This window comes from Sanyastnella coralliicola (assembly GCF_030845195.1).
GTDB classification, from domain to species: Bacteria; Bacteroidota; Bacteroidia; order Flavobacteriales_D; family Sanyastnellaceae; genus Sanyastnella; species Sanyastnella coralliicola.
Genome location: NZ_CP132543.1, coordinates 2221768 through 2246723, shown reverse-complemented (window position 1 = coordinate 2246723; position 24956 = coordinate 2221768). Strand labels below are relative to the sequence as shown.

25 protein-coding genes are annotated in these 24956 nt (G+C 45.9%); 18 read left to right on the top strand and 7 right to left on the bottom strand.

Annotated elements, in window-relative coordinates; translation table 11 throughout:
* Positions 1 to 46 precede the first annotated feature (46 nt).
* From RA156_RS09290 to RA156_RS09280, 3 genes are all read left to right on the top strand, one after another.
* A complete protein-coding gene (locus RA156_RS09290; protein ID WP_306639661.1) occupies positions 47 to 766 on the top strand; it encodes a hypothetical protein in 720 nt (239 codons plus the stop codon).
* A gap of 130 nt (positions 767 to 896) precedes the next feature.
* Positions 897 to 1259: a hypothetical protein gene (locus RA156_RS09285; protein WP_306639660.1), complete on the top strand. Its 363-nt coding sequence runs from the start codon at positions 897 to 899 to the stop codon at positions 1257 to 1259.
* A 23-nt stretch (positions 1260 to 1282) separates the two neighbouring features.
* A complete protein-coding gene (locus tag RA156_RS09280) occupies positions 1283 to 1603 on the top strand; it encodes a hypothetical protein (RefSeq protein WP_306639659.1) in 321 nt (106 codons plus the stop codon).
* Positions 1604 to 1672: 69 nt separating this feature from the next.
* Here RA156_RS09280 and RA156_RS09275 read toward each other — a convergent pair whose 3' ends face one another.
* Positions 1673 to 3007 (bottom strand): UDP-N-acetylmuramate--L-alanine ligase, encoded by a 1335-nt coding sequence (locus RA156_RS09275; protein WP_306639657.1) that lies wholly within the window; start codon positions 3005 to 3007, stop codon positions 1673 to 1675.
* Positions 3008 to 3148: 141 nt separating this feature from the next.
* Here RA156_RS09275 and RA156_RS09270 point away from each other — a divergent pair, with 141 nt between their 5' ends.
* Both RA156_RS09270 and RA156_RS09265 read left to right on the top strand, forming a co-directional pair.
* Positions 3149 to 3511 (top strand): PLDc N-terminal domain-containing protein, encoded by a 363-nt coding sequence (locus RA156_RS09270; RefSeq protein ID WP_306639656.1) that lies wholly within the window; start codon positions 3149 to 3151, stop codon positions 3509 to 3511.
* 109 nt (positions 3512 to 3620) lie between these two features.
* Positions 3621 to 4493, top strand: coding sequence for an EI24 domain-containing protein (locus RA156_RS09265; protein WP_306639654.1), 873 nt, complete (start codon positions 3621 to 3623; stop codon positions 4491 to 4493).
* Here RA156_RS09265 and RA156_RS09260 read toward each other — a convergent pair whose 3' ends face one another.
* On the bottom strand, positions 4494 to 6065 hold the full coding sequence (locus tag RA156_RS09260) for a T9SS type A sorting domain-containing protein (protein WP_306639652.1): 1572 nt from the start codon (positions 6063 to 6065) through the stop codon (positions 4494 to 4496). It abuts the gene before it with no gap.
* Between the two features lie 371 nt (positions 6066 to 6436).
* Here RA156_RS09260 and RA156_RS09255 point away from each other — a divergent pair, with 371 nt between their 5' ends.
* From RA156_RS09255 to RA156_RS09220, 8 genes are all read left to right on the top strand, one after another.
* Positions 6437 to 6952, top strand: a complete 516-nt coding sequence (locus tag RA156_RS09255) for a GFO_1088 family ECF-type sigma factor (RefSeq protein ID WP_306639650.1) — start codon at positions 6437 to 6439, stop codon at positions 6950 to 6952.
* Positions 6942 to 7430 (top strand): PG0215 family putative anti-sigma factor, encoded by a 489-nt coding sequence (locus RA156_RS09250; RefSeq protein WP_306639649.1) that lies wholly within the window; start codon positions 6942 to 6944, stop codon positions 7428 to 7430. Before RA156_RS09255 ends, RA156_RS09250 begins: the two co-directional genes overlap by 11 nt.
* Positions 7427 to 7936, top strand: coding sequence for a DUF4252 domain-containing protein (locus RA156_RS09245; protein WP_306639648.1), 510 nt, complete (start codon positions 7427 to 7429; stop codon positions 7934 to 7936). Before RA156_RS09250 ends, RA156_RS09245 begins: the two co-directional genes overlap by 4 nt.
* A gap of 1 nt (position 7937) precedes the next feature.
* Positions 7938 to 8540, top strand: a complete 603-nt coding sequence (locus tag RA156_RS09240) for a hypothetical protein (RefSeq protein ID WP_306639647.1) — start codon at positions 7938 to 7940, stop codon at positions 8538 to 8540.
* Positions 8537 to 9433 (top strand): ABC transporter ATP-binding protein, encoded by an 897-nt coding sequence (locus RA156_RS09235; RefSeq protein WP_306639645.1) that lies wholly within the window; start codon positions 8537 to 8539, stop codon positions 9431 to 9433. Before RA156_RS09240 ends, RA156_RS09235 begins: the two co-directional genes overlap by 4 nt.
* The gene (locus tag RA156_RS09230; RefSeq protein WP_306639643.1) at positions 9430 to 10236 is read left to right on the top strand and encodes a DUF2705 family protein; all 807 of its coding nucleotides are present in this window, start codon (positions 9430 to 9432) and stop codon (positions 10234 to 10236) included. The genes RA156_RS09235 and RA156_RS09230 overlap by 4 nt, the downstream gene beginning before the upstream one ends.
* Before the next feature lie 54 nt (positions 10237 to 10290).
* A complete protein-coding gene (locus RA156_RS09225; protein ID WP_306639641.1) occupies positions 10291 to 11592 on the top strand; it encodes a T9SS type A sorting domain-containing protein in 1302 nt (433 codons plus the stop codon).
* 316 nt (positions 11593 to 11908) lie between these two features.
* Positions 11909 to 13342 (top strand): protein adenylyltransferase SelO, encoded by a 1434-nt coding sequence (locus RA156_RS09220; protein WP_306639639.1) that lies wholly within the window; start codon positions 11909 to 11911, stop codon positions 13340 to 13342.
* Between the two features lie 85 nt (positions 13343 to 13427).
* Here the strand turns inward: RA156_RS09220 and RA156_RS09215 are convergent, their stop codons facing one another.
* The 5 genes from RA156_RS09215 to RA156_RS09195 all read right to left on the bottom strand — a co-directional run bounded on the left by RA156_RS09215 (position 13428) and on the right by RA156_RS09195 (position 19208).
* Positions 13428 to 14459, bottom strand: coding sequence for a J domain-containing protein (locus tag RA156_RS09215; protein ID WP_306639637.1), 1032 nt, complete (start codon positions 14457 to 14459; stop codon positions 13428 to 13430).
* 252 nt (positions 14460 to 14711) lie between these two features.
* Positions 14712 to 15944: an RNA polymerase sigma factor gene (locus RA156_RS09210; protein ID WP_306639635.1), complete on the bottom strand. Its 1233-nt coding sequence runs from the start codon at positions 15942 to 15944 to the stop codon at positions 14712 to 14714.
* On the bottom strand, positions 15941 to 16288 hold the full coding sequence (locus RA156_RS09205; protein ID WP_306639633.1) for a YciI family protein: 348 nt from the start codon (positions 16286 to 16288) through the stop codon (positions 15941 to 15943). The genes RA156_RS09210 and RA156_RS09205 overlap by 4 nt, the downstream gene beginning before the upstream one ends.
* A gap of 355 nt (positions 16289 to 16643) precedes the next feature.
* Positions 16644 to 17747, bottom strand: coding sequence for a DNA alkylation repair protein (locus tag RA156_RS09200; protein ID WP_306639632.1), 1104 nt, complete (start codon positions 17745 to 17747; stop codon positions 16644 to 16646).
* Between the two features lie 114 nt (positions 17748 to 17861).
* Entirely contained in the window at positions 17862 to 19208 is a 1347-nt protein-coding gene (locus RA156_RS09195) for a DEAD/DEAH box helicase (RefSeq protein ID WP_306639631.1), read from the bottom strand.
* Between the two features lie 582 nt (positions 19209 to 19790).
* Between RA156_RS09195 and RA156_RS09190 the strand changes: the two genes are divergently transcribed.
* The 5 genes from RA156_RS09190 (at position 19791) to RA156_RS09170 (ending at position 24955) form a co-directional block, all read left to right on the top strand.
* Entirely contained in the window at positions 19791 to 20282 is a 492-nt protein-coding gene (locus RA156_RS09190) for a hypothetical protein (RefSeq protein WP_306639630.1), read from the top strand.
* Between the two features lie 106 nt (positions 20283 to 20388).
* On the top strand, positions 20389 to 20838 hold the full coding sequence (locus RA156_RS09185; RefSeq protein WP_306639628.1) for a hypothetical protein: 450 nt from the start codon (positions 20389 to 20391) through the stop codon (positions 20836 to 20838).
* A gap of 50 nt (positions 20839 to 20888) precedes the next feature.
* Positions 20889 to 21068 (top strand): hypothetical protein, encoded by a 180-nt coding sequence (locus tag RA156_RS09180; RefSeq protein WP_306639626.1) that lies wholly within the window; start codon positions 20889 to 20891, stop codon positions 21066 to 21068.
* 663 nt (positions 21069 to 21731) lie between these two features.
* Positions 21732 to 24419: a T9SS type B sorting domain-containing protein gene (locus RA156_RS09175; protein WP_306639624.1), complete on the top strand. Its 2688-nt coding sequence runs from the start codon at positions 21732 to 21734 to the stop codon at positions 24417 to 24419.
* Positions 24416 to 24955, top strand: coding sequence for an OmpH/Skp family outer membrane protein (locus RA156_RS09170; protein ID WP_306639621.1), 540 nt, complete (start codon positions 24416 to 24418; stop codon positions 24953 to 24955). The genes RA156_RS09175 and RA156_RS09170 overlap by 4 nt, the downstream gene beginning before the upstream one ends.
* The last annotated feature ends 1 nt before the right edge of the window (position 24956 follow it).

The following is a 24956-nucleotide window of genomic DNA, read 5'->3' as shown; positions in this document are numbered from 1 at the left end:
ACCTTCCACCTTACCCCCCGTCTTACCTATAACCAAAACCATTACCATGCGAATTGCCTTCTCATTGGGATTGTTGCTGTTGCTTTCTGTGGCGGTGAAAGCGCAATCAAAGTTTAGTTACGATCTTATCTTAGGAATAGCTGATCAAGGGTACCTTCATGAACGCAATGAAGGATCTTCGGGATTTATCTTCCAATATTCTTTTGAAGATGTGCAGGTTGTGCGAATGAATTATCGATTCGGGGTAAATGTCAACTATTCGCTGAATGACCATGTCATTCTAAAAACTGGTTTACGGATAGACAATCAACTAAGACGGGCTGTTTATGACGTTTTTGAAGTTATCCAGACGAATGATACTAGTAGCTATGTCCAATTCGAACTGGCCGGATCGCAGCGAAACCTATATCAAGAAACCGGATTTCAAGTTCCTTTGGCCGTGCGCTTTGTAACCAACGGTAACAAAGTGAAGTTCTTTACAGAACTAGGTCTTACCGGAAATCTCATGCTAGTGAATTACAGTCGTAGAAGTGGAGTAGAGAATTCAAGTCGTTTCGGCAGCCTTTTCATCGACGGAACTCCGTCGTACAATTTCGCTACGGTAGATTACTTCGGTTCTGTAGGGATGGATATCAGTCTAGAAAGTGGCAGAGCCTTGTTCTTCCAACCCTTCTTTCAAACACGCACCCTTTCTGCTTTGAATTTAAGAGACTCGAGGTACTCTTATTTGTTGGGAGTGGAGTTTGGTTGGAGGAAAATCATATGAACAGGCTTATGGCCTAAGGCCTAAGGCCTAAGTAGACTAGCTTACGCCTTAAGCCTTATGCCCTAAGCCTCAGTAAAAGAGTAACCTTCCACCTACCCCCCCCGTCTTACTTACAACCAAAACCATTACCATGCGAATTGCCTTCACTTTGGGATTGTTGCTGTTGCTTTCTGTGGCGGTGAATAGTCAACAACGTATTTCTCATGATTGGATAGTGGGATATACTCACATGGATACCTATCCACGATCGATTTATTCAAGTTCTTCTCCTGCGGGTTGGCCAGACACTGATAGCCGGTCCTTGTTTTTTTTCTATCGATTTGGGGCCAATTTGAATATCCATTTGACCAAGAGCTGTGCTGTAAAAACGGGGATGCGATTTATCAATTCTGGACAGTTGATCTCTAGCGATTGGTACTCAGATAACGGCCAAGATGCTGAAGGCAATATCTTTTTGAATTTCAAGGGAGGCAGCAATGGTATAATCAACTAACGGGCATTGAGATACCGCTGGCAATGCGTTATACATTCGGGAAAAGTAGCTTCAGGCCATTTTTGGAGAATGGAGGAATGGCCTATGGATATTTCTTCGGCATTGATATGAGGCGTGGAGTCGAAAACACCTGGGCTACAGGAAATGCTTTGAAAAACTTCCGTTATTTCGAACGGTCCTACGTAGATCTCTTTGGTTCTTTTGGACTAGAGGTAGATTTTTCGAATGAACGTACCATGTTCTTCCAACCAATTGCCCATAGACGCATTCACAACAACTTCATAGAAGGTGAAATGGTAGTTTACCAAATCGGGTTTGAGTTGGGAATGCGGAAATTCCTTTGAACTAGGCTTAAGGCTTAAGGCGTATGGCTTAAGCAATCCAACTTACGCCTTAAGCCATAGGCCATAAGCCTAAAAAAGAGTTGCCCCTCCCCAATTCCCAGAACTCATCAGCAAACGAACACTGTTTGCTTTTTCTTGAGATTCGATAAAGGCTTGCATTTCTTGGGCGTTTGTGAAGACTTTTAAGTCGTTCCGGCCGAAGGCCTGAGAAACATCTTCAATTGTAATTTCAGGAAGGCGCTTGTGGGCTACTACATCTGGTGAGAAATAGACGAGGGCAGTATCGGCAGCGTTCATGGCGCCTTCGTAGTGATGAAGGAAGTCTTTGTTGAGGCTTGAGAAGGTGTGGAGTTCCATACACGCCAACAAATGCCTGTTGGGGTACATTTCTTTTACTGCCGAGGTGGTCGCCCTTAGCTTGCTTGGAGCGTGTGCAAAATCGCGATAAACGACGTAGCCATCTTCTTCATGCATTTTCTCTAATCTTCGGCTAGCGCCTCGGAAATGCTGCATTGCTTCGTAGAATTCTGCGGTGGAAACACCCAGTTCGGCGCACACCAATCGAGCTCCTTCCATATTTTGAAGGTTGTGCTTTCCAAAGACCTGGATAGGAATTTCTCCATGCTCGAGTTTTAGGAAGGTCTTGCCATCATCAATACGATAGCTTGGAGTGTGATAAGGCAAGACGCGGATGCCTTCACGGGCAGTCTTCGCCACCTTCGCCACTTCTTCGTCTTCTGCGTTGTAGATCAAGACACCCCCGTCTTCGATTTTCGAAACGTAGATGCGGAACTGTTCAACATAATTATCGAAAGTCGGAAATACGTTCATGTGATCCCATGCGATACCGCTGATGAGGGCCACGTGCGGGTTGTACAGGTGAAATTTCGGACGACGATCAATAGGAGAGGAGAGGTATTCGTCTCCTTCGAAAACGGCGATTGGTGTTTCATCTTTCAAGAGCACACTGCGTTCGAATCCGTCTAGCAATGCCCCAACCATGTAATCGTGATCAACCTTGTTGTAGTTCAAGGCATGTAGCACCATTGAAGTGATGGTGGTCTTTCCATGGCTACCGCCGATGACAGCACGTTTCTTGGAGCGTGTTCTTTGGTAAAGGTATTCTGGGTAGGAATAAATGTTCAAACCGAGCTCTTTTGCTTTCAAGAGTTCAGGGTTGTCTTCACGCGCATGCATACCGAGGATAATCGCATCAAGGCCTTCATGAATCTTCTCAGGGAACCAGCCGAATTCAGATGGAAGAATTCCCGCATCTGCTAATCGTGAACGCGATGGCTCAAAGATCTCATCGTCTGATCCGGTTACAGTGTCTCCTTGGTGTGCAAGGGCGAGCGCAAGGTTGTGCATAGCGCTTCCGCCAATGGCGATAAAATGAACATTCATACAACGAAGGAAGGCATTTGAAAGGCACAAAAATTACCGCTGACTAGAAAGGAATGAACAGTCCGCCGTCAATTCGACCACTGGTCAGAATCGTGACGAACATTCCGAACACACCGTCGTATCTTTGTATGAATGTCTCCGATGGGCAAAATATTACTTGGGATTGCCACCGTATTTCCATTCATTTTGATGGTGTTGTACGTGTTGTCGTTCTTTCCGATGGCCTTTATCGCCCACGAACCGGGTGATATGTCAGATCCGTCGTTGGGAATCTTTTCTATTGGCTTGACCTTGATCTTGTTCATCTTAATGGTGGTCTCATCGATCGCCCTCTTCGTGTATTACCTGGTGCACGTGGTCAATAACTCACGTTTAGATTCTTCGAATCGTCTGATATGGGCCTTGGTCATTCTCTTCTTCGCGAACATTGGCTACTTAGTCTACTGGTACTTTCAGATCTGGAAGGAAGAAGATGATCGTGTAGAACATAACTACCTGAACTAACCATTCAGCATTGACTTCGTGCGGTAAGCACAATCCCTTTCCTTAGAATCGTCAAATTGTTGATCTTCGATAGAACTTAGCACGCACTGCGTCTAACAATGAACGCCTTATGAATAAGTTTTGGCCTGACTTCCGCCTCGGCATCCGCACCTACTTCAAGAGCTTTGGGTTTATCGTGCGCAACAAGATGATGCACTTCTATTTGTATCCATTGTTGTTCATCATTCTATTTAGCGTTGGGGCTACCGCCGGAATCGGATACATCAATGATACCGTGAACCCATGGATTCTAGATATAATTGGCGCTGAGCCCGTTCCGGGAGATGGATGGTGGGAGATAACCTTGAACTTCCTTTCGAACATCAGTACTTACGTAGTGAGCTTCTTGGTGTGGCTTATCATGATTTACATCTTCTACAAGATCAGTAAATACGTTGTCTTGATTGTCATGTCGCCAGTGATGGCATTGATTTCTGAGAAAACCGATGCGGTAGTTACAGGACAGAACTTTCCTTTTTCATGGAAGCAACTGATGAAAGATGTAGTGCGCGGTATTCGAATAGCACTGCGAAACTTCATCTTTGAAATGAGTATTACCGTTGGTTTGCTCATTGTAAACCTTTTCATCACCATTTTCTTGGCGCCCTTGTCTGTCATTACTTCACCTGCGGTCCTTGTCATTAATTTCTTGGTGAGTGCGTACTACTTCGGCTTCTCTACAATGGACTATACCAACGAGCGTTACCGTGTCAGTTTCCGCGATAGCGTGAAGAAGATCAGGGCACAAAGAGGACTAGCGGTAGCGAATGGTGGAATCTTTGCGCTTTGGCTGATGATACCAATTCTAGGAACCTTTATCGGGACGGTGTTCGCGCCAGTCACGTGCACGGTAGGCGCAACACTTGCATTACTCGAAAAGCGCGAGAAAGGAGAAATAGAAGGATACGAGTTGAATATCGATCAGAAATCGATCGAAAAGTAATTATCTCCAGATAACCAGTTTCTGACGGGCTGTTCCCTGTGTCTTGTTGATTAGGATCACATAGTGTCCAACAGGAAGCGTGCTCACGTCAATCGGCTGACCCGTGTATTGGATCGTGTCAATCAAACGTCCACTCATGTCATGGATTTCGACGTTGACTATGGCCGAAGCACCATCGTTTACCAAATTGAACTGCGTAGTCGCAGGATTTGGGAAGAGGGCAATGTTTTCGTTAAAGATACGCACGTCAACCACTCCGAATCGTAGGAATGTACCATCAAGGGTGATGATGTCTTGATTGAAAGGGTTGAGATATTTCTCGATGTCATCCCAAGCTCCAGCAATTTTATTGAAGTGATCATCACCAAGGAATTGGCAAGATGAAGTACCACCGAACATCACACCGATCACTCGTCCGTTTTGATCGAAGAGTGGAGCACCAGTGCTTCCGTTGCTTGTCGCACCGTACAGCCAGTTTTCTACAGTGAATACTTCTTTCGCCTTCCATACTTCTGGAAGCGGTGCTTCAACTGATAGACTGATTTTCTTTACGTCACCCAGCGGATGGTGAATAGAGTGAACCCCTTGAGGAGTAACACCTGACGCGTCCCATCCAGCGTAGAACACATTCCATTCAGGCTTCGGACGAGCGCTTAGTTCAAGGAGAGCTACTCCAGCTTCAACGTTCGAGGTCACTACTTGAGCACCACTGATGCTTTGCGTGATTTGCTTCGCACCGCTATTATCGCATTCTCGAGCTTGGTAGTTGAAAGTAAACAACCAGCTTGACGGATCTCCGTAAAGGCAGTGGTCACCAGTCAGGATGTATGGCGTACCATCGAAGTTTGCGTTGTTGACCAACGTTCCAGTACACCAGCGCGTACCGTCATCAACTGTGATGAGCACGGTCGAAGCCGCTTGTTCTTGGCGTGCTTCGTCGACTTCACAGTCTACATTGACCATACATTCACCGAGCGAAGTATTGTCATTAAGTTCACTATCTACTTCTCGGTAGGTGTGCGCAACCGTTCGGATATTGAGGTATCCTTCCTGACGGACAGCATAAGGCTCGTAGTACTCAACCACTATCTGTTCTCCGGTGAGGCTAGAAGTAGTGAGTACCCCGTCAGTTTTGTTATTGTCAGCTGTAAAGGCACCAATCACTTCTTCTTTGTTGGCATTGTAGATGTGAACCACTGCACCCTTCGGAATATCGAAGGTTTCAAAAGTCACACTCAAGGCCTTGGCGTTCGGAGAGTAAATCCCCAGCATCCAGATTCGGTCTCCGTTGTCTAGATTGACCCAACGTCCGGAAACATTGGTTGTAAACTCAACTTCCTGTTTTACCGCAAAACGGATTGGTAAATCTTTATCAATGACTTCGGCAGCATCTTCAGCCATCAATGCAGCAGCATCAATATCTTCGAGTTGCTCATAATTCAACGAGGAAAGTAATTCTTCATCTACGCCCCAAGAAACGGGTTCTGTACCTAAAGAAACCTGCGCCACGACACCCGTGCCCATCAGAAGAAAGGCGATCAGGTAGCAAGTATGTTTTAGTAGGCGCAGCATACGTGATGGTACTAATATACTAAGGTAACAAAAAATGATGGGTTATACAAGGGGGCTTGGTTGGAAAGCTAAACACCTTCTATAGGCCTAAGGCTTAAGGCTTATGGCTTAAGGAGATTGGTGCAGAATAGGAGGGTGAGCATGATTAGTCCGCCAATGGCGGTTAGCATGATTAGATTGTCCACTGTCCACTGTCCACTGTCCACTGTCCATCGTCCACTGTCCACCGTCCACCGTCTACCGCTTACAGCATACAGCCTACCGTCTACGCCCCCCTTGCTTCCTTACACCCGAAAACTGGGGTGTTGAGAGGGATGTGAAATTAATTTTACCTTGATCTGTAACAAACCAGAAATACGATCGTCTTCGCTATGACTATGACCAGGGATGACTTCCGAAACCGCATCCTGCCTTTGAAAGATAAGGTGTTCCGTCTCGCTTTTCGCTACATGAAAAATGAAGACGAGGCAAAGGACGTGGTTCAAGATGTCATGCTGAAGTTCTGGGAATCGCAATCCACTGCGGTGGCGATTCGGAATGAAGAAGCCTGGCTCATTACGATGGCTCGAAATCGTTGCCTAGACCTGTTGAAAAAGGCGGGCAGAAAATACGAGCAAGTGGAGGAACGCTTTGATCTTGGTGATCGGAGCGTAGCACCTGACAGAAAGGTGGAAAATGCTGAGTTAGTGAGACGAATCAAAGAGGCGATTAGAAGCCTTCCAGACCAACAGTCTGAGGTGATTCGTTTGCGTGATATGAAAGGCATGAGCTACCAGGAAATCGTAGATGAGACCGGACTTGACATGAACGTAGTCAAAGTCACCCTGCACAGAGCGCGCAGGGCGGTTAGAAGCACAATTGAGAAAGCCTACGATTATGGCGTATAACGAACTGGAGATCAGATCAATCGTTGAAAAGTTTTGGGGTGGGAGTACCTCCCTCGAAGAAGAAGCACTGCTTCGTCAATTGGCGAAAGAAGATGCCCTTCCTGATGAATTCCAAGGGGTAGCTGCTTACTTCGAAGCGATGGAGGATGAACCGATGCTCGGAGAGTCTTTCGACGACGAAATGCTTGAAAAGCTAAGCACTTCTTCGACTCCTATTTTTTCTATTCAACGACTCCGTCCTTTATTCGCTGCCGCTGCCATCGTAATTGCGGTTCTCGGAGGGTGGTATTTCTTCGCACAACAAGACCCTGGTCCTGTTGCCGAAGAGTACACCGAAGAAGAGATCCAACAGGCTTGGATTCAAACGCAAGAAGCACTACGTAAGATGGGTGCTGGAATGGAAAAAGGACAAGAACACGCGACGGTCATCAACAAATTCAATGAGGCTAGTTTCGCGATCACAAATAGAGACCAATGAAATACGTAATTACCCTTTGCTTGACGGCCTTTAGCATCGTAACGTTTGCACAGAGCGCCGTGACTGAGTACTTCAGCGATTACCAAGAAGATGATCGATTCACACAGATCAGCATCTCGGGAAAGATGTTCGAACTCATGACGCACATCGAAGGAGAAACGAAAGAGGAAGAAGAAATGCTCAAAGCCATTTCTGACCTTGATGCCATGAAAATGGTGGTGTGCGATAACTGTGAAGACGGATATGCCATGTACAAAGACGCCCTCAAGCGCTTTGACTCTTCCTACGCAGAACTACTTCGCGTTGAGAACAAGGATGACAACTTCACTTTCTTGATCAAAGAGAAAGACGGGATGGTGACTGAATTGGTAATGATCGGACACGGCACTGAAGAGTTCATCATTATGTCGCTGGCAGGAGATATCGACTTGAATCAAGTGGCACGAATTGGTCGTGCAGTAGATATCGACGGACTAGAGCAACTGGAACACATGGACAACAAGTAATATGCGCAGACTCCTTTTCCTACCACTACTACTGCTACTCAACTTTACTTCCTTCGGTCAGTCTGATGCGATCCTTGATGTCATGAAAGAAAGTGACGAAAAGAAGGAGGCATATTGGGATGCGCGCAGGGAAGCCTGGCGAAACCCGGACGCGGGAGTCCACGCAGATAGTATTGTACCGCCAGAAGTTTTCAGAGGGTACTGGATTTACCCAAGTACCATGCGTGCGATCAATGTCTCACGCGCAGCAATGTGGGATGACTTGAGCATCGGTCTCGAGCAAACAGTCATCTTGGTGAGTACGGATATGAAGAAGGAGACCATGATGGAGAAGTTCAGTTCAATCAATGAAGAATTGAGAGCACAGGGGTTCGAAACATGGATTGAAATGTCAGGGACCAACTTCGCGGCATTGCAGGTATCGGAGTCAGAAGGGGAGATTCAACATTTCGTCGGTTTAGGCATGTACAACGATCAGTTCATGATTATTGATTACGAGGGGAAGATGACCCCTGAACAACTCATGGAACTCAGAAACATGAGCATGGAAGATACCATGGATGGACTCTTCAATGAAAACGTTTTATCCCTCTTCGGTTTATGATGGTGCTTGAGACAAAACAACTTACCAAGCACTATGGTAAGATCAAAGCGGCCAATGAGATTAGTCTCCAGATTCCTGAAGGGAGCGTCTTCGGAATCCTTGGCCCAAATGGAAGCGGAAAGTCAACAACCTTAGGAATGGTATTGGGTGCAACACAGCCCACCTCAGGCGAGTTTACGTGGTTCGGACAAGGAAACGACCACAAGATTCGTCGTCAAATCGGCGCGATTTTGGAACGACCGATTTTCTACCCATCCTTCACAGCAACGCAAAACCTCAAGATCACAGCACGCATTAAAGAAGTGGATAACAACCGCATCAATGAAGTGCTAAAGTTGGTCGGACTGTACGAACGCCGCGACTCGAATTTCAAGACCTATTCATTGGGTATGAAGCAGCGTCTGGCGATCGCTTCAGCCATGCTTTGCGATCCGAAGGTGTTGATCTTGGATGAGCCAACCAATGGTCTCGATCCTCAAGGAATCGCAGAGATTCGTCAATTGATCTTAGAAATTGCGGAAAGCGGAAAAACCATTGTCCTAGCAAGTCACCTTTTGGATGAGGTTCAGAAGGTATGTTCAGATTTCTGTGTATTGAGAAGCGGAAGACTGATTTACCAAGGAAAGGTAGAAGACACTGGAGAAACTGCTTCTGTTGAAGTTGAGGTGAAGTCGCCTCAGAAAGAACTCGAGTTAGCCTTGAATGAGCTGGCTATGGTCAAAGAACTCCACAAAGAATTCGATGGCGGATTCAAAGTGGTATTGAATGATGATGCCAATGCGCATGCCTTAAATGCAGCGCTTTTCGATAAAGGAATTACAGTCGATCACCTCGTGACGCATCGACAAACACTGGAGGAGAAGTTCCTCGAAATCTTAAAGAACGAGGCATGATCAGACTACTCTCCATAGAGCTCCTAAAGCTCAAGCCTGCACGATACTTCTGGATTCTTTTGGTCCTCTTCTTCGTCATTTTGGTGGGCATTCCAATCGGAACCTACGCACTGGGAAGCTGGATTACGAATAACATCATGCCGGAAGAAAGTCCGTTGAAGGACATTATTCCCTTCTACGACTTCGCCGATATATGGCAGAACTTCACCTTCCTGTATCAGTACTTCACGGTCTTGCTTTCGAGTTTGATCGTGATCAATGTAGCACAGGAATTCAGCTTGCAAACAGCTAGACAGAACGTCATAGACGGTATGAGTCGTGGCGAATTTTTCAAAGGAAAGTTCTTGCTGATCTTATCCCTCGCGGCCGTGGTGTCAATCGTGGTATTCCTACTGTGTTTGATCTTTGGATTGATGTACTCTCCGGTGACAGATACACATTCGATGTTCATGAATGTAGAGTTCATTGGCGCCTATTTCTTGCACCTAGTCCATGACTTCCTTTTTGCCATGTTGGTGGCACTACTTATTCGCAGAACAGGAATCGGGGTAGTGGTCTTGATTTTCTATGGATGGATCGAACAATTCGGTGCGGCATTGATCGAATATGCTGCAGGACTTCCATTCCTAGCTAGTATTCTTCCGAATGCAGCCACGAAGGTGCTCATCCATAGTCCATTCAATAAATACGCGCTTTCCCAGACGTTTACATACATCCGTTGGGAGGATATGGCGATCTCACTTGCTTGGATTATCATCTTAATTCTCATGAATCGTTGGATCATTAATCGTCGCGATCTGTAAGCAACTTCTGGAGAGGTTTTTGCATCTTTTGAGTAACACTTAAACGATCTGAACATGCGAACTATTCTCTCTCTTCTCATCGCGGGCGTATTCACGCTTTCCGCGTCAGCTCAAAACTGCGAAGACCTAGGTGATGTTGATTTTGGCGATTGCGAAATGGCCATGGGAATTGGCCTGGTCAATGGTGAATGTACCTTCGTTTCTGGCTGCGGCTGGGAAGTGGGTGGAGTTGATTACAGTCCATACGCTTTTGAAGATTTCGAATCATGCGAAGCTTGCCTTGAAGACGATTGTTTTGACGTCGGAGGCGTCGATTTCGGTCTTTGTGATATGGCAATGGGAATCGCGTTGGTAAACGGACAATGTATGTCGGTTTCTGGCTGTGGTTGGGAAGTAGGCGGTGTGGATTACAGTCCTTACTTCTACCAAAACATCGAAGACTGCCAAGCATGTTTAGAAACTGATTGCATTGATCTTGGCGGCGTAGACTTCGGCGACTGTGACTTCCCTTTAGGTATCGCCATTGTCAATGGTGAGTGCACCGAACTTTCTGGATGTGATTGGGTGGTGAACGGATTTGACTATTCCCCATATTTCTTTGAAGACATGAGTGAATGCGGTTCTTGCCTTGACTCTGATTGCTTCGATGTGTACGGTATTGACTTCGGTCCTTGTGAAGCGGTACTTGGCGTAGCTCTATTGAATGGGAGCTGTTCTTACATTTCAGGTTGCAGCTGGGTCGTTGGAGAAACAGACTATTCAATTTATGCATTTGACGACATCGAAGACTGCCAAATGACTTGTGGAGGCTGCATCGATCAAACCCTCATCGGACAACAAGACTGTGGTCCTGAAGCTGAACCAGATCCGGTATGTGGTTGTGATGGTGTTACTTACTGGAACGGTTGCGTAGCCATGTATGAATACGGGATCACTGAATTTACTGATGGTCCTTGTTCATGCCCTGATCAGGCGGTTATCGATCCTGACGTACTTTGCTTCACACTTTACGATCCGGTATGTGGCTGTGATGGCGAAACGTATTCAAACAGCTGCGTAGCATGGTATATGAACGGCGTGACAGAATGGGTTCCTGGAGAGTGCAATAACAGCGTCAATGACCTAGACAAACTATCTCTCAAAGTATGGCCTAACCCAGCCTCTGATATTCTGAATATTCAACTCAATGTCGCTAGCGCGGAATACCAACTCACAGATATCAACGGTAGACTCATTCAAGCCGGAAACTTAAACGCCTACCTCAACATCATCAATGTCGCCAACTTGGCGAAGGGGATGTATGTGTTGGAAGTAAGAAGCGGAGCGGCAAGCCAGGTGGTTCGAGTTGTGAGATAGGCCAGCTACGGTCGAGAGACAAGGGTCGAGGGACTGTAATCGATGATCTATAATCTATAAACGATAACAACGGACGCCGGACGCCGGACGCCGGACGCCGGTCGAGGGACGAGGGTCTAGAGACTCAAACGATAGTCTAGAATCTATAAACGATAATTAACCGACGCCGGACGCCGGACGCCGGATGCCGGATTAGTAGACGGTTGACGGGTGGTCGTGAGTAAATCATCAAGTAGAAAAACGGACGCCGGATGCCGGACGCCGGTGCTATCTTTTTCCCGACCTTTGCGAAGGCCCCTCTAACGCCCAACGCCTAATGCCTAAAGCCTTAAAAAACACCTACCTCGAAAACCTACCACCAACTCTTTTCACTGCTCAAATCCCAATCTCGGTAGCGAAGCCTGAAATGGTGGTTTTCAATGGTGAATTGGCGAAAGAGCTAGGCGTAGAAGAGACCTTCGCGGATGAATCGAAAGCGGCGTTAATTCTTGCGGGGAATGAGTTGATGGAAGGGAGTAGGCCGATCTCACAGGCATATGCAGGACATCAATTCGCTCACTTCAATCGTCTTGGTGATGGACGTGCGGTGCTCTTGGGAGAGATTCAAACTGATAATGGACTGTATGATCTTCAGCTGAAAGGTTCCGGACAAACGCCATATTCAAGAAGGGGAGATGGAAGGGCTACACTCTATTCGATGTTGCGTGAGTACCTCATGAGTGAAGCGATGCATGCGCTCGGGATCTCTACGACGAGAAGCTTGTCGGTGGTGAAGACAGGGGAGGACGTTTACCGCGAGCACATTCATGATGGAGGAATCTTATCTCGTGTAGCTGCCAGCCACATTCGAGTAGGCACCTTCGAGTATGCGCGCTACCTAGGAGGTGAAAAGGATTCAGAAAAGCTCTTGGAGTATACCATCAAGAGACATTATCCATTGTTGGTTAGCGAGGATAATTTAGCCTTGGCTCTTCTTCAGAAAGTGATGCAGCAGCAAAGCGAATTGATCAACCATTGGCTTCGTGTGGGATTCATTCACGGGGTCATGAATACAGACAACGTCTCGATTGCTGGGGAAACCATCGACTATGGTCCGTGTGCGTTTATGAACGTGTATCATCCGCAAACGGTGTTTAGTTCCATTGACCGTAATGGCCGATATGCCTTTGCGAACCAACCGAACATTGCGTTCTGGAACCTCAAAATCTTCGCGAATGCCTTGCTTCCATTGATCGATGAAGACGAAAAAGTTGCAGTATCCAAAGCTGAAGAGGTCTTAGGGAAGTTCCCGCAGCTGTTCTCGAAGTCATACCTCAAGATGATGACTGATAAACTGGGTATTCAAAACCACATGCAAGAAGACGCCAGTCTGGTCGAAGACTGCCTTCGTCTCCTCCAAAAGCACAAGGTCGACTACACCAACTTCTTCACTGAGTTAAGAACGAACGGTTCCCTCATTCAGGTGCTAAGAGAGGACACAGACTTCAACGCATGGCACATCCAATGGGAAAAAGCACGCGTCCGACTTTCAAACCTAGAGGAAAGTGAAGCGCTCATGATAGCCACCAATCCTATGGTCATCCCTCGAAATCACTTGGTCGAAGAAGCCCTAGTGGCCGCTGTCAAGGGAGACATGAATCCGTTTCACGATCTATTAAAGGCGCTGGCTGATCCGTATAATGAAAGGCTAACACCGCAGGAGCTGCCCGTGGGGGTGGATGAGGGGTATCAAACCTTTTGTGGGACTTAGGAGACGAGAGACGAACGACAAGAGCCTAGAGACTCTAATCGATAGTCTATAATCTATAAACGATAACTAACAGACGCCGGAACAGTCAGTCAAACTCATATGACTTAACCACCCTCAAACCAATCGGCCCCTCCGCAATGTTGTAGGTGATTTTTCGATGCCATCTTAAGGAGTCTTCTTCAAGGAAGAACCGCATAGGCATGTACTCTGAATACTTGTTTCCTTCGAGGATGATGAGTGTGGTGTTTTCTACGCCGTCTTCGGATAGTTCTTTTTTGCGCTTGAAAGAATACGTCTCGGCGGTTTCATTGGAGCTTGCGTGGTAATTGAATAAGAGAACAAGATTGATAATCCCCGGAGCGATGCCGAATAGAATAAGACGTTTGTGGAAGGATTTGTTGAGCTGGGTGCCTACAATAAATCCAGCGGTTAACGCAAGAGCGAAAAGTGCAGCAAGGGCGCCTAAGGAGATAAGGGTGTTAAAGCCGTAAATGAATAATAGGACAATGTTGATGAAAAGGAGCACGGCCAGTTGAATTCGCTTGACTTCTGCCAGATGCACTATGGAGGCCCAGAGTTCTTTCAAATTGAAATCCGGACGGTTGTTGTAGACCACATCTGCCCAGAAGTGGACAGTCAGAAAAATCATAACAATTCCTGCTATGAGTCCGCCAACGCCCTTGTAAGTGTACCCAATCAGTGGACAACCAATGAAGATGAACAAAACAAAAAGCAGGTTGAAGAAATCCGCAAGAACGTCGAGTGCCTCCGTTGTTTTGTAGAATTCTGTCTTGGTGAAAGCCTCATACTGCATTCTCGCATGCTCCTGAGCTCGTCTCCGTGCGCGTTCACGTTCATTGCGCTTCCATTCTTCGTATGACTTGTATCGTTGACCTGCTTTAGCGTAGCCGTGCTTTTTTGTGTTGTAAGTCTTACCTGTCTTGTAGTTTTGAAGGTACTCGTACGCTTCATTCAGAAGAATAAACTGATCATGCGCATCCGGACTTTTATTCACATCGGGGTGCAATTGACGAGCTTTCTTGCGATAGGCCTTTTTAATCTCCTCCAAAGAAGCCGTTTTCTCTACACCAAGAATACTACAGTACTTATCGATCATTATGTTGGAAGTGGCTTAGCGTCGAGACTAAGGTAGGGAGAAGAGATAATAGTCTAGAGACGAGCGACAAGAGTCTAGAGACTCTAATCGATAGTCTATAATCTATAAACGATAACTAACAGACGCCGGACGCCGGACGCCGGACGCCGGAAAAGTAGACGGTGGACAGTGGACGGTTGACGGATAAGTATGGTTGAGATGTGAGCTGCAATGGCCGGACGCCGGATGCCGGACGCCGGAGTAAGACCACCCTTACCCTCGAAGCTTACCCTCCAAATATCTCCGCTCCACATCGTTCGTCACCGCTTCAATCGCTTCTTTCAGTGAAGCATTTGCTTTCTGGCGGTCTCCTTTGGCTTTGTGGAGTTCGGCCCAGGTGCCGAAGAGGAGGTATTGACGATCAGCGAGGTTTTTGGGAGGGATTTGAAGCAGAAGGCGTTCCGCGTTAGCGAAATTACCTTGTTGAATGTGGACGTAAGCGAGATTCAATCGATAGATATCGTGATCATGCCATTCAAGGAGGCAGGCGTACCAATGGGCGATTTGATTCCAATCAGTTTCGGCGAAGGTGCGGGCTTTGATGTGTTCACCGGCAATGGCCGCTTCGAAGTGGTAGGTGGAGAGTTCATCGCTTTCCATGGCCTTGTTCATGGCTTCGTTGCCCAACTTGATCAGTGGCCAAAACCACTGGGTTCGATCTTGATGTTCGAGGTCGATGAGTTCTCCTTCTTGACTGATTTTCGTGTCCAAACGACTGGAGTGAAAGCACAACAGGGCGAAGAGCGCATAGAGTTTGCTACTGCGCATTTCGTCGCGCTTGAGAAGGAGTTGACAAAGGCGTAAGGCCTCTCCACAAAGATCTTTCTTGATGATCTGGGCTTGGTGGGTCGACTGAAAGCCCTCGTTGAAGATGAGGTAGATAACATCCATTACGCGATTGAACCGGGGGAGGAGGTCAGCTCCTGAAGGCACGGCGAATTCAATGCCTTGATCGACCACTTTTTTGCGGGCGCGTTGGAGTCGTTTCTTGACGGTTTCTTCTGGGAGAAGAAGTCCGACAGCGATTTCTTTGATGTTGAACCCGGCGATGCTACGGAGCGCAAAGGCGATCTGTTCTTCAGGCTTCAGCGCTGGGTGACAAGCAACGAAGATCATGCGCAGTTGCGCGTCTTCGATTTCATGGTCTAAGAACAACTCATTCAAATGATGCGCACCCGGACTGTAATAGAGCTGTTCGGTGTGCTTGTTCTCAGCTTTGGTTTTGCGGAATAGATCAACCATTCGGTTTTTCGCCGCTTGCATCAACCAAGCCTCGGGGTCATCAGGCGCTTGGATACGCCATTTGGTTAAGGCATTGACAAAGGTGTCTTGCACCGCATCCTCAATCATCTCAAGGTTCGAGAGACCGAAGATGCGGGTCAAGACAGACACCATCTTACCGAACTGGTGCCTAAAAAGGTGTTCGACTAAGGGTTCGTCGCTCATTGATCAAAGACCATGATCTCACGAATTTCCACAGAGCTTCCGAGGTCATAATCAGGGAAGCCTTGGGCAATCTCAACCACATCGTCCACTGATTCCGCTTTCACGATGTAGTAACCTCCTACAAGCTCTTTGCTTTCAACGAAGGGTCCGTCACCAACCACACGGTCAGGTCCTGAAATTCGTTTCACGGCATCATGCAAGGCCTCACCACGGTGCGCAATCCCCTGCGATTCCATTTTATTACTCCAGGCAAACCACTTGCCCATACGTGCTTGCATTTGTTCTGGCGATAGTCCGAGCTCCTCATAAGGTGTTCCGACGAAGATCATCATGAATTCTTTCATTTCATTTTGGATTTGAGTGAATATAACTTGATTTCACTCTAATGACGAAGCCCAAATTCGTTTGGGGACAAAACCATGAATTTTTTTGGGGGAGAGCTGAATCCTCAAGTCGCCATTTGAGATCTACCCATCGAGCTTTTGAAAGAATAATTAATGATTAATGAATCGTAAATAATGAATTGGAGGTTAAGCCTAGAATTTACTTTTCAGTATTCACGAATCATTATTTATTATTCAAACGGTCCACCGTCCACCGTCCACCGTCCACCGTCCACCGTCCACCGTCCACCGTCCACGGTCTACATCCCAGAGTATGAACTCTACACACGGTATCATAATCTCAACGACCAACCCTTCATTCAAGCTCAAACGGGACTGCCTTCTTTTCTTCCCCATTCACAACTAACGAAACATAATGTACTCCCGGATACATCTTTCTCGTCGAAATCGGTTTGAATGATTGCTTGCGTTCCATTTGAATTTGCTCGCCTGGTTTGAGTTCGCGTTCACTGATCTTGAACACCTTTTTGTTGTGACTTCCATTGGCTTTGAGGAAGTGGATGGCATATTCTAAACGCAGGAGCGAAGCTGATTTCGCTTTGTTTTCAATGTTGAATTCAAAGGAGAGGGGCGTAGAAGCATTAATGAGCGGTGAGGTAATGTTAATCTCGCTAACGCGGAACGCCGAAGGCTTCGCATAACCGAAGATCTCCAGTACATCCGGTCTGCCTTCCTTCAAGAGGGTACGGCATGCGTGCTTCACTAACCAATTCCGTTCTTCCGAAGCACCGTACCAATGCTTGGCAATGGCTACGACTGTATTCGGATGGTCCTTGGCAATGTCGTTCAAGTTATTCGCGACACTTCGTCGAACCGTTTCAGACGGATCATCTTTGAGCATCTCGAGTCCTTCAATCACATTCGTTGGGTCTTTCTTATAAATCCCAAGCGCCATCCCCCAAGGCAACCTAGGACGGTACCCTTCGGTAGCTAATCGTCTGACCATCGCGTGTTCATGCGTAGCCCACTCCTTCATTTGTCGATGCATCCGCTCCGGATCTTGAAGAATGTACGGACGAACAGCAAACTCGCAGCTAGTGAATTGCGTCACCTTTGTCATTCCCGCCACAGAACGTTCAAGGTCATGTTGACCAAACTGCTCGATGAATTCCGTTAAGAATACATATTCGAAGTTCATCTCTCCTCCCAGTTCAGCATCAAGATCAAGCGCCATCTGCTCAACGACTCCCAGCTGCTGGTCATAGTCTCCAGCCAAGTGTTCTTTCATCACCGAAGCAATATGCTTCATCCGATCTTTCAACTCCCGCGCCTCCCATTGCTTATCGAACACATCGCGCTCAAAAGCCTTCGCATCAACACTCGCATCGTAACTACAAATACGCTCACTCAACTGCGAAATAAACGCAGGGGAATACATGTTTTTTAGGGGTTCTGGCATGGGGGTGAATTTTGACCAAGATACGTTTCACACCCCACAGAATTCCGAAAAAAAAATCTAAACAAAAAGGCCATAAGCCATAAGCCTTAGGCCTTAAGCCTTGAGCCATGAGGCTTAAGCTTCAACGAAAGTAAACGCCTTCCCAACCTTCCCAGCTCTACCCGTACGACCAATTCGATGGATATAGCTGTCCATAGTTAAAGGAAGTTGGTAGTTGATGACGTGGCTGACACCATCGACATCGATACCTCGGGCGGCAACGTCTGTGGCTACAAGAACACGCACCTTTCCTTGTTTGAAGGCTTTGAGTGCATTCTGACGGGCATTCTGGCTTTTGTTTCCGTGTATTTCGTCAGACTTGATGCCGGACTTGTTTAGTCTTGCACACAGGCGCTTCACACGGTGTTTGGTTTCTTCGAAAATCAACACCTTGTCAAAGCTTTCATCTTCAAGCATTTGTTTCAGGACAATGAACTTATCCTCATTTGGCTTCATGTAGATGACCTCTTGGTCGACGTTCTCGCTTGAGCTGGTGCCTGTAGCCACCTTCACCATTTCGTAGTCCAGACCTAGGTATTCGTCGATGAGGTCTCGCTGTCTATCATCAAGCGTTGCTGAGAATAGGAGCGTGTGTTCTCTGCGCTCCATCGCTTGAATAATGCGGTTCACATCGTGCACAAACCCCATATCAAGCATGCGGTCGAATTCATCCAAGACAAGCGTATTGAATCGGAACACCTTAAGAGCTCTCCGTTGAATCAAATCGAGCAGTCTTCCCGGAGTCGCAATGACGATGTGACTTTCACGTCGGCATTCGTAGAGATCTCGGTTGATGTTTGTCCCACCGATAAAGCAAGCACTGTGCAGGTTTAACCCTTTACTCATGCTTTGGAACTCATCACGCACCTGAATTGCGAGTTCTCTTGTGGGAACTAAGATCAGCGCATATGAACGCTGCTTTCGTTCCAGAATGTGTTCGATAATCGGAATCAAGAAAGCTCCGGTCTTACCCGTTCCTGTCTGAGCGATTCCCAGAAGGTTCTTTCGCTCGAGCAAAAACTCCAATGTCCGATCTTGAATTTCAGTAGGTACTTCAAACCCCTTCGTCGCTAGACTCGATTTCAGCACCTCACTAATCGGCATTTCTGAAATCTTTCGTTCAGGAACATACTCCTTGATTTCAACAGGCTTTGCCTTCTTTACCAATAGGCTAGGATCTATATCAGATTTTCTTCTCCCTCTCTTCTTCGGCTGTCCTTTTCCTCCTTGAGGTCCTCTACCTTGCGGTTTACCGCCCTTGGCGTTGCCCCCTTGAGGTCGCCTTTTCTTAGGTTTACCGCCTTTTGAGTTCGTCCCATGAGGTTTACCGCCCTTTGAGTTTCCGCCTTGCGGCTTACCTCCTCCTTGACCAGGACGTGGCTTATTCTTCTTCTTCTTTTTCTTCGGTCTGAACTGATCCATAAAGTGATTGGAGTTTGCGGAATGAGTCTCCTTTGAAGATATTCCGCAAAAGAGGAAGGGCAAAGATACAGATTTGTGGACGGTGGACTGTAGACGGTGGACGGGGATTGGTTTGTGGTGTGTGGTTCGTGGTGCGTGGTGCGTAGTTCGTAGCGATGATGGCTTTTTTATAAGCGCTGATACCGAAAAACACTGAGAGGGACGGATAACATCCGTCCAAACCCCAAAACGTTCGCGAAAATGTCATTGTGAACATGCAATCGTAAAACACGATTGTGAAATTGGAATTCGGAAAAGCAATTGTGAAACGACAACTCGAAAACACCATTGTGAACAAGCCTTCTGAAAACATGATTGTGAATTCAGAATGCGGAAATACCGTTGTGAACGGGCAATCGAAACACGCGATTGTGAAATAAGGCGGAAATGTAGAAGGCAGACGGAAAGCAAAGTAAACCTTCGGACGCCGGACGCCGGATGCCGGAACCAACAGAAATCTCCCCAATCCCTGAAATTCCACCCTTGTTCACCACTCAGTTTATATATAGGAGACATTTTCTAACGAAGTTTTAAATTAGAATCATGAATTGGCTGTTTCTTGTTCTGCTTTTCTTTCCGGTCAATGATTCTGATCAAGGCTGTTGCGAAACTTTACCGATGGTTTGCTTCGAACCCAATTCTGTAGTGCCAATCAGTCATAGGGATGAGTTGTCTGTATGGGACGTAGTGGATACAAGAGAGCTAATCTCAATCTTTAGGGATTACAAACTTCAAACCCCGGAGCTTAAGATAAGGGTGGTAGGCTACTGCGATGTCCTTGAACTCTTGAATGGTAAAAGTGCCATCGCAGCAGAAAGAGCCCAATTCATTATGCAATTAATAAACGACAGTGTTGCAACAGACGTAGCGGTTGAAGCAATCTATTCTCCTGAACAATCAGGAGACTTACTTTTTGACTCATTGGAAGAGATTCAAGACTTTTCCCACCAAGAATTGGATGAGGAGGGCAGAGCCAAGCTTGAATTCGCCCGTCAATTGAACCGTGCAGTTCGATTTGAAATATTAAAACAATAGAGTCGATCTCAAGAAGTTGTGCCAATCGATCAATTACCTAACCAGAGCTTTTTGATTTAATGCATTGATTTGGACGAGGCGGAAAAATTTAGATTGATACAAAGTGATGAATAAAAAGCTTGGTCTATACTTTCTGATTTTGCCAGCCATTTGGTACAGTTGCAACTTTTTTCCAGTTAAAAACTGTGAAGGATTTGACCAAAGAATTCAGCATTTAATTATCCAAGGAATTGATAGTAGTTTCAGTCCGACAATTCAGTTTGTAGATTCTGCATGGATATGCCATGAGTCGTTTTCCAATGCTTGTGATTGCAGCTCATCATTGATTGTTGAAATCACGCTGAATGAGAAGAGATATGATCTATCATTTCATGAAAGAGAAGGGGTAGTCAATTCGGTTTTTCTTCATGGGCATTTAAGTGAGCGTCGAAAGCAAATAGAAGAATTTGCCCCTGAGATTCATTCAGCAGGTTTTCTGAAAGCCGAAATGGATTCAATGATTTTCTTCATTCGCACCTCAGATTGGTCATTTTGGATTGATGAAAGTCCAAAGTGAACCAATAATCCAAAATCACGAATGTGAACAGTTCTTCTGAAAAAACGATTGTGAAACGACAACTCGAAAACACCATTGTGAACACGCATTCTCAAAACATGATTGTGAAATTGCATTTCGAAAAAGCCATTGTGAACACGGCATTAGAAAAAACGATTGTGAAATCAGAATTCGAAAATGTCATTGTGAACGAGCAATCGACAAACACGATTGTGAAATTAGGGGACTAGTTTTATGTTGGTCAGCGGACTGCAGACAGTTGGCGGAGGAAGGAGAGCAAAAAGAAAACAGACACTGGATGCAGGACGCCGGAAACCGAACTCTCCACATTTAAATCCACGAAGCAAATTCCAACCAAACAGTCGGACAATGAAGACTGCGACCGCTTGGTTAAGTTAAGCTTAGAGTAAAGATCCATTTGGAACTTGAGAAAAAGTTGACAGTGTAAATCCGTTAAACCCTTGAATAGTAGGGCTTGGAAACCTAAATGTGCGTCTTGGTGTCTTCTTTACACTTGATATTTTTCCCGGATTGGGATTTGGAAGTAGGAGAATTCCTTCGTAACTATACATCACATTACTACTGCCTACAACTATGAAAGACCTCCTTTTTGCCTTTGGAGAATTTCCTTTTAAGTTGTTAAGTACATTGATAACCAGTGATATGAAAATTTGCGATTTGCCTTCGCGAGGTGTGTGATTGTTCATCATTTCCTCGATTTCATTTCAACTGTTACTTGCTAATTGGATTTTCGAATCCCCACATAGATTTCTGATGCCTCGTGCTCAGATTTAACTTAAAAACGCCTTGTACGGGTGGTAGGATTGTATTGCCAAAACTTTCATCCAGCGTTTTAACTACCGCGCCTTAGGTGCGACTAAAACTTTTGTAACATGAAAAAGTGCCTGTTCCTAGGAGCATGTTTCTCTTTCTTAATATGCTCAGTTTTTGGACAAACTTTTCCAATACTCTGGGACGATCAAGAAAACGTATCAGTAGACTACGCCGCGCAAACGATGTCGAAGACGAGTGCGGATGGTTGGGATGCGGGAGCATTTTCGAACAATAAGATTCCTACAAACACGGATGGTAGTGTGGAGTACGTTTTGCAGTCTGAGGCTGCCATGCGCGCGTTTGGGTTCAATAAGAACAATCCAAATACGAGTCAAAACAGCATATCCTATTCCTTCCAGTTTGACGGAGCCGGATTATACATTGTAGAACGTGGAAGAAACATGGGTTCATTTGGACGAACGGGTACAGGTGCTGTTCTGAAAATTGAGCGAGTTGGAAGCGACATTATATATAGTAGAAATGGAATAGTACTGAGAACGGTTGCTTCCAATTCTGCAGATGAGCTTCATGTAGACGTTGCACTCTTTGCTCAGGGAGCGACATTCAATGGTGCTGTAATGAGCGTGGATCATGATCCAATTCCAACACCTGGATTGGATGTAACAGTCGCAGTTCAGCCACTATCTGAAAATCAATCCACTACGATCACGTTAACACCAAACAATGGTGTAGGACCGTACCAGGTTTACTGGGGAGATGAGTATTTGACCTTCAGCGAATTCACAGGATACTTGGGTGCTTTGCCGGCATGGGTCAATTACGCTGGTATCAAACACAACGAGATATTTACTGGTGAGAATCTCAGCTATGAGGTCAATGTCAGTGGTTATCAACCTTTTCGAATCGAAGATGCCAATGGAGATATTCTTGAAGATAGCGTATTCGTTTCTGATGATTTTATCTCACGAAGCCTAAGAGGGGTTGATCAAGTAGGACAAACCTTCACTCGAACTACGCAAAACCCGAATGCATTTGAATGTTCCTTTTGGAACGGAATCACCACCTTTTCCAATGTAGAGGTGACCTTTAAAGTCAGCGACGCTTCTCACAAAACGGTCTATGGATTCTGGCCAGAAGGAGATAATTTTTCAGCAACCGGAAGTCACTTAAAATATGGCGTTGTCATCGAGAATGGCCAGTTGAAGAGCCGGTCAAATGGCAGCGAAAATGTACTCAGTGCAGGTGTGACGAATGCTAGTGTTGTTGGCCTCGTCAAAAACCAACTCAGCTTGGAAATTTCATTGGATGGTAGCACAGTAGGAAGTGTGTCCGTACCAAGTAATTCCTACTTCACTGAAGGGGTTTTCATCGGGGATGATGATGAATCTATCGAGTTTATTCATCACTCCATACCCCATGTGACCAGGCCAAAAATCCCTCAAATCAGCCGAGACCTTTACCATTGCGGACGTCCGGCAGACCTAGGCGGACTTACGTTAGCTTCGTTCGCACCTGTAGAGAACGAATACTTCAATCTGCATGATCTGAATGGAAACCAACTGTATACAAGTGAGGTTGGAGACTTCTCGGTGCTTCCTTCAGATATCTATCTCGCGCGTTATATCAGCGGGACGGCAATTAAAGAAACTCCAGTAGCCCTTGGGACATACATTCAATGGACTCCGAGTTCTCTCTCAAATGCGACAGTATCTAATTACAGTACAGGCTATGTCAAAAATAACACTGGCCTCGAGACAGTCTTGAACAGCGACTACCGTTTTGAATCTCATGACGACATGTACATCGAAGCGAACTTCGTTTGTTCAACAGATCCATATTCATCCATTGAAGTGGCGATACGAGATGATGACGAAGTGATTTATGAACTCGTTTTACTCCCAGGAATCCAAGTAGTCAAAATGAACTACAAGGACGAAAATGGAGCGAACAAGAACAAGACCTTCTTCAATCGAAACATAGGAAGAAAAGGGCGCGCGGTACTCTACCGAAAAGGAAATGAGATCAACCTTTACTTCTCAGGTCAACATGGAGCGGAGATAACTTTCGCAACGGTTTCTATGCCTTCAAGCATCGACGGTAAACTCAGACCAGAAATCACCTTGGGAACCACTAATGACGCAGTTCACAGTGTTTCCTCAAATGCGACATGTAATCCTTCAAGTTTCAGAATTGTACAAGCGGATCATCTCATTGGAGGTAACATATCACTGAATCAAGAAAATCACGCTGTGTCGCTCCAGTCTCAATCAGAGTCTATTCCGATGAATATGATGCATGCCTTACCAGGTGATTCATCACCAATGGAAGTGATGTGGTACAATGATTACGACAGCCTATACATGATGTTGAGTGCCAACTCATTTGGGGAGGTATCGCTGGATTCGGTGAAAGTGGGAGCCATGGATGATTATGTACCAGCCACAGGGCATGTTATTAATGTTGAAGACAACACGCTTTATATCATGGCTGAACCAAAAAAGGAGGTACAACACTGTTACCCTGAATTGGAGTTCGCTTTGTATTTCTCTCCTAACGGTGACGGCGTTTATGATACGTTTAAAATCGTGGGCTCCGAGAATTTTCAGAATTACTTCTTACGGGTTCGAAACCAGATGAATCAAGTGGTTTTCGAAACCTACGATCAAAATATTGCCTGGGACGGAACGTCAACATTGACGGCTCAAACAGTGACTCCAGGACTTTATTTCTACGAGTTGAATTATGACGGTCAAGTTGGCCATGGACAGTTTATAGTGAAAGAATGAAAGACCTAAAGAATATATCCATTATCGCATTGAGCTTGGCGCTGATTGTAGCACTTGGCCTGATCTGGAAGAAAAGTGAAGATCGCACGGTTTATGTCCGAACTGCGGAGTTGATCGATGCTTATCAAGGCATGATCGACGCGCGTAATAAATATGCTTCGCTTGAAAGTGAGTTGCAACGATCATTAGACTCTTTGAGACTCGATTTGAAGTCGACCTACATGGCATTTGAACAAACGGCTGCGGGTCTTTCGGAGTTAGATCGAAATAAGTCGATTGCCATCCTTGAGAATAAAAAAATGCAATGCGATCAATTCGAAGAAAGCATGTACAACCATCTTACTGAACGCGACGCTGAATTGACAGGCGCTGTTATAGATCAAGTGAATTTTCACATCAAACAGTATGGGGAAGAACACGGCTATGACATGATCATCGGAACCACAGTGGATGGTAACGTCCTTTTTGGAACTGAGGATTTAGACATCACTGACGAAGTATTGATCTCTTTAAATGAATCGTATGAAGGCCTTTAAT

Excerpts from the sequence above, each read along its gene's own strand:
- RA156_RS09170 (WP_306639621.1), top strand. The coding sequence starts at position 24,416 with ATGAAAGACCTAAAGAATATATCCATTATCGCATTGAGCTTGGCGCTG.
- RA156_RS09245 (WP_306639648.1), top strand. The coding sequence starts at position 7,427 with ATGAAATACGTAATTACCCTTTGCTTGACGGCCTTTAGCATCGTAACG.
- RA156_RS09190 (WP_306639630.1), top strand. The coding sequence starts at position 19,791 with ATGAATTGGCTGTTTCTTGTTCTGCTTTTCTTTCCGGTCAATGATTCT.
- RA156_RS09225 (WP_306639641.1), top strand. The coding sequence starts at position 10,291 with ATGCGAACTATTCTCTCTCTTCTCATCGCGGGCGTATTCACGCTTTCC.
- RA156_RS09285 (WP_306639660.1), top strand. The coding sequence starts at position 897 with ATGCGAATTGCCTTCACTTTGGGATTGTTGCTGTTGCTTTCTGTGGCG.
- RA156_RS09205 (WP_306639633.1), bottom strand. The coding sequence starts at position 16,288 with ATGAAAGAATTCATGATGATCTTCGTCGGAACACCTTATGAGGAGCTC.
- RA156_RS09260 (WP_306639652.1), bottom strand. The coding sequence starts at position 6,065 with ATGCTGCGCCTACTAAAACATACTTGCTACCTGATCGCCTTTCTTCTG.
- RA156_RS09270 (WP_306639656.1), top strand. The coding sequence starts at position 3,149 with ATGGGCAAAATATTACTTGGGATTGCCACCGTATTTCCATTCATTTTG.
- RA156_RS09210 (WP_306639635.1), bottom strand. The coding sequence starts at position 15,944 with ATGAGCGACGAACCCTTAGTCGAACACCTTTTTAGGCACCAGTTCGGT.
- RA156_RS09195 (WP_306639631.1), bottom strand. The coding sequence starts at position 19,208 with ATGGATCAGTTCAGACCGAAGAAAAAGAAGAAGAAGAATAAGCCACGT.
- RA156_RS09200 (WP_306639632.1), bottom strand. The coding sequence starts at position 17,747 with ATGCCAGAACCCCTAAAAAACATGTATTCCCCTGCGTTTATTTCGCAG.
- RA156_RS09240 (WP_306639647.1), top strand. The coding sequence starts at position 7,938 with ATGCGCAGACTCCTTTTCCTACCACTACTACTGCTACTCAACTTTACT.
- RA156_RS09220 (WP_306639639.1), top strand. The coding sequence starts at position 11,909 with ATGCCTAAAGCCTTAAAAAACACCTACCTCGAAAACCTACCACCAACT.
- RA156_RS09250 (WP_306639649.1), top strand. The coding sequence starts at position 6,942 with ATGGCGTATAACGAACTGGAGATCAGATCAATCGTTGAAAAGTTTTGG.
- RA156_RS09280 (WP_306639659.1), top strand. The coding sequence starts at position 1,283 with ATGCGTTATACATTCGGGAAAAGTAGCTTCAGGCCATTTTTGGAGAAT.
- RA156_RS09290 (WP_306639661.1), top strand. The coding sequence starts at position 47 with ATGCGAATTGCCTTCTCATTGGGATTGTTGCTGTTGCTTTCTGTGGCG.
- RA156_RS09215 (WP_306639637.1), bottom strand. The coding sequence starts at position 14,459 with ATGATCGATAAGTACTGTAGTATTCTTGGTGTAGAGAAAACGGCTTCT.
- RA156_RS09175 (WP_306639624.1), top strand. The coding sequence starts at position 21,732 with ATGAAAAAGTGCCTGTTCCTAGGAGCATGTTTCTCTTTCTTAATATGC.
- RA156_RS09230 (WP_306639643.1), top strand. The coding sequence starts at position 9,430 with ATGATCAGACTACTCTCCATAGAGCTCCTAAAGCTCAAGCCTGCACGA.
- RA156_RS09265 (WP_306639654.1), top strand. The coding sequence starts at position 3,621 with ATGAATAAGTTTTGGCCTGACTTCCGCCTCGGCATCCGCACCTACTTC.
- RA156_RS09255 (WP_306639650.1), top strand. The coding sequence starts at position 6,437 with ATGACTATGACCAGGGATGACTTCCGAAACCGCATCCTGCCTTTGAAA.
- RA156_RS09235 (WP_306639645.1), top strand. The coding sequence starts at position 8,537 with ATGATGGTGCTTGAGACAAAACAACTTACCAAGCACTATGGTAAGATC.
- RA156_RS09185 (WP_306639628.1), top strand. The coding sequence starts at position 20,389 with ATGAATAAAAAGCTTGGTCTATACTTTCTGATTTTGCCAGCCATTTGG.
- RA156_RS09275 (WP_306639657.1), bottom strand. The coding sequence starts at position 3,007 with ATGAATGTTCATTTTATCGCCATTGGCGGAAGCGCTATGCACAACCTT.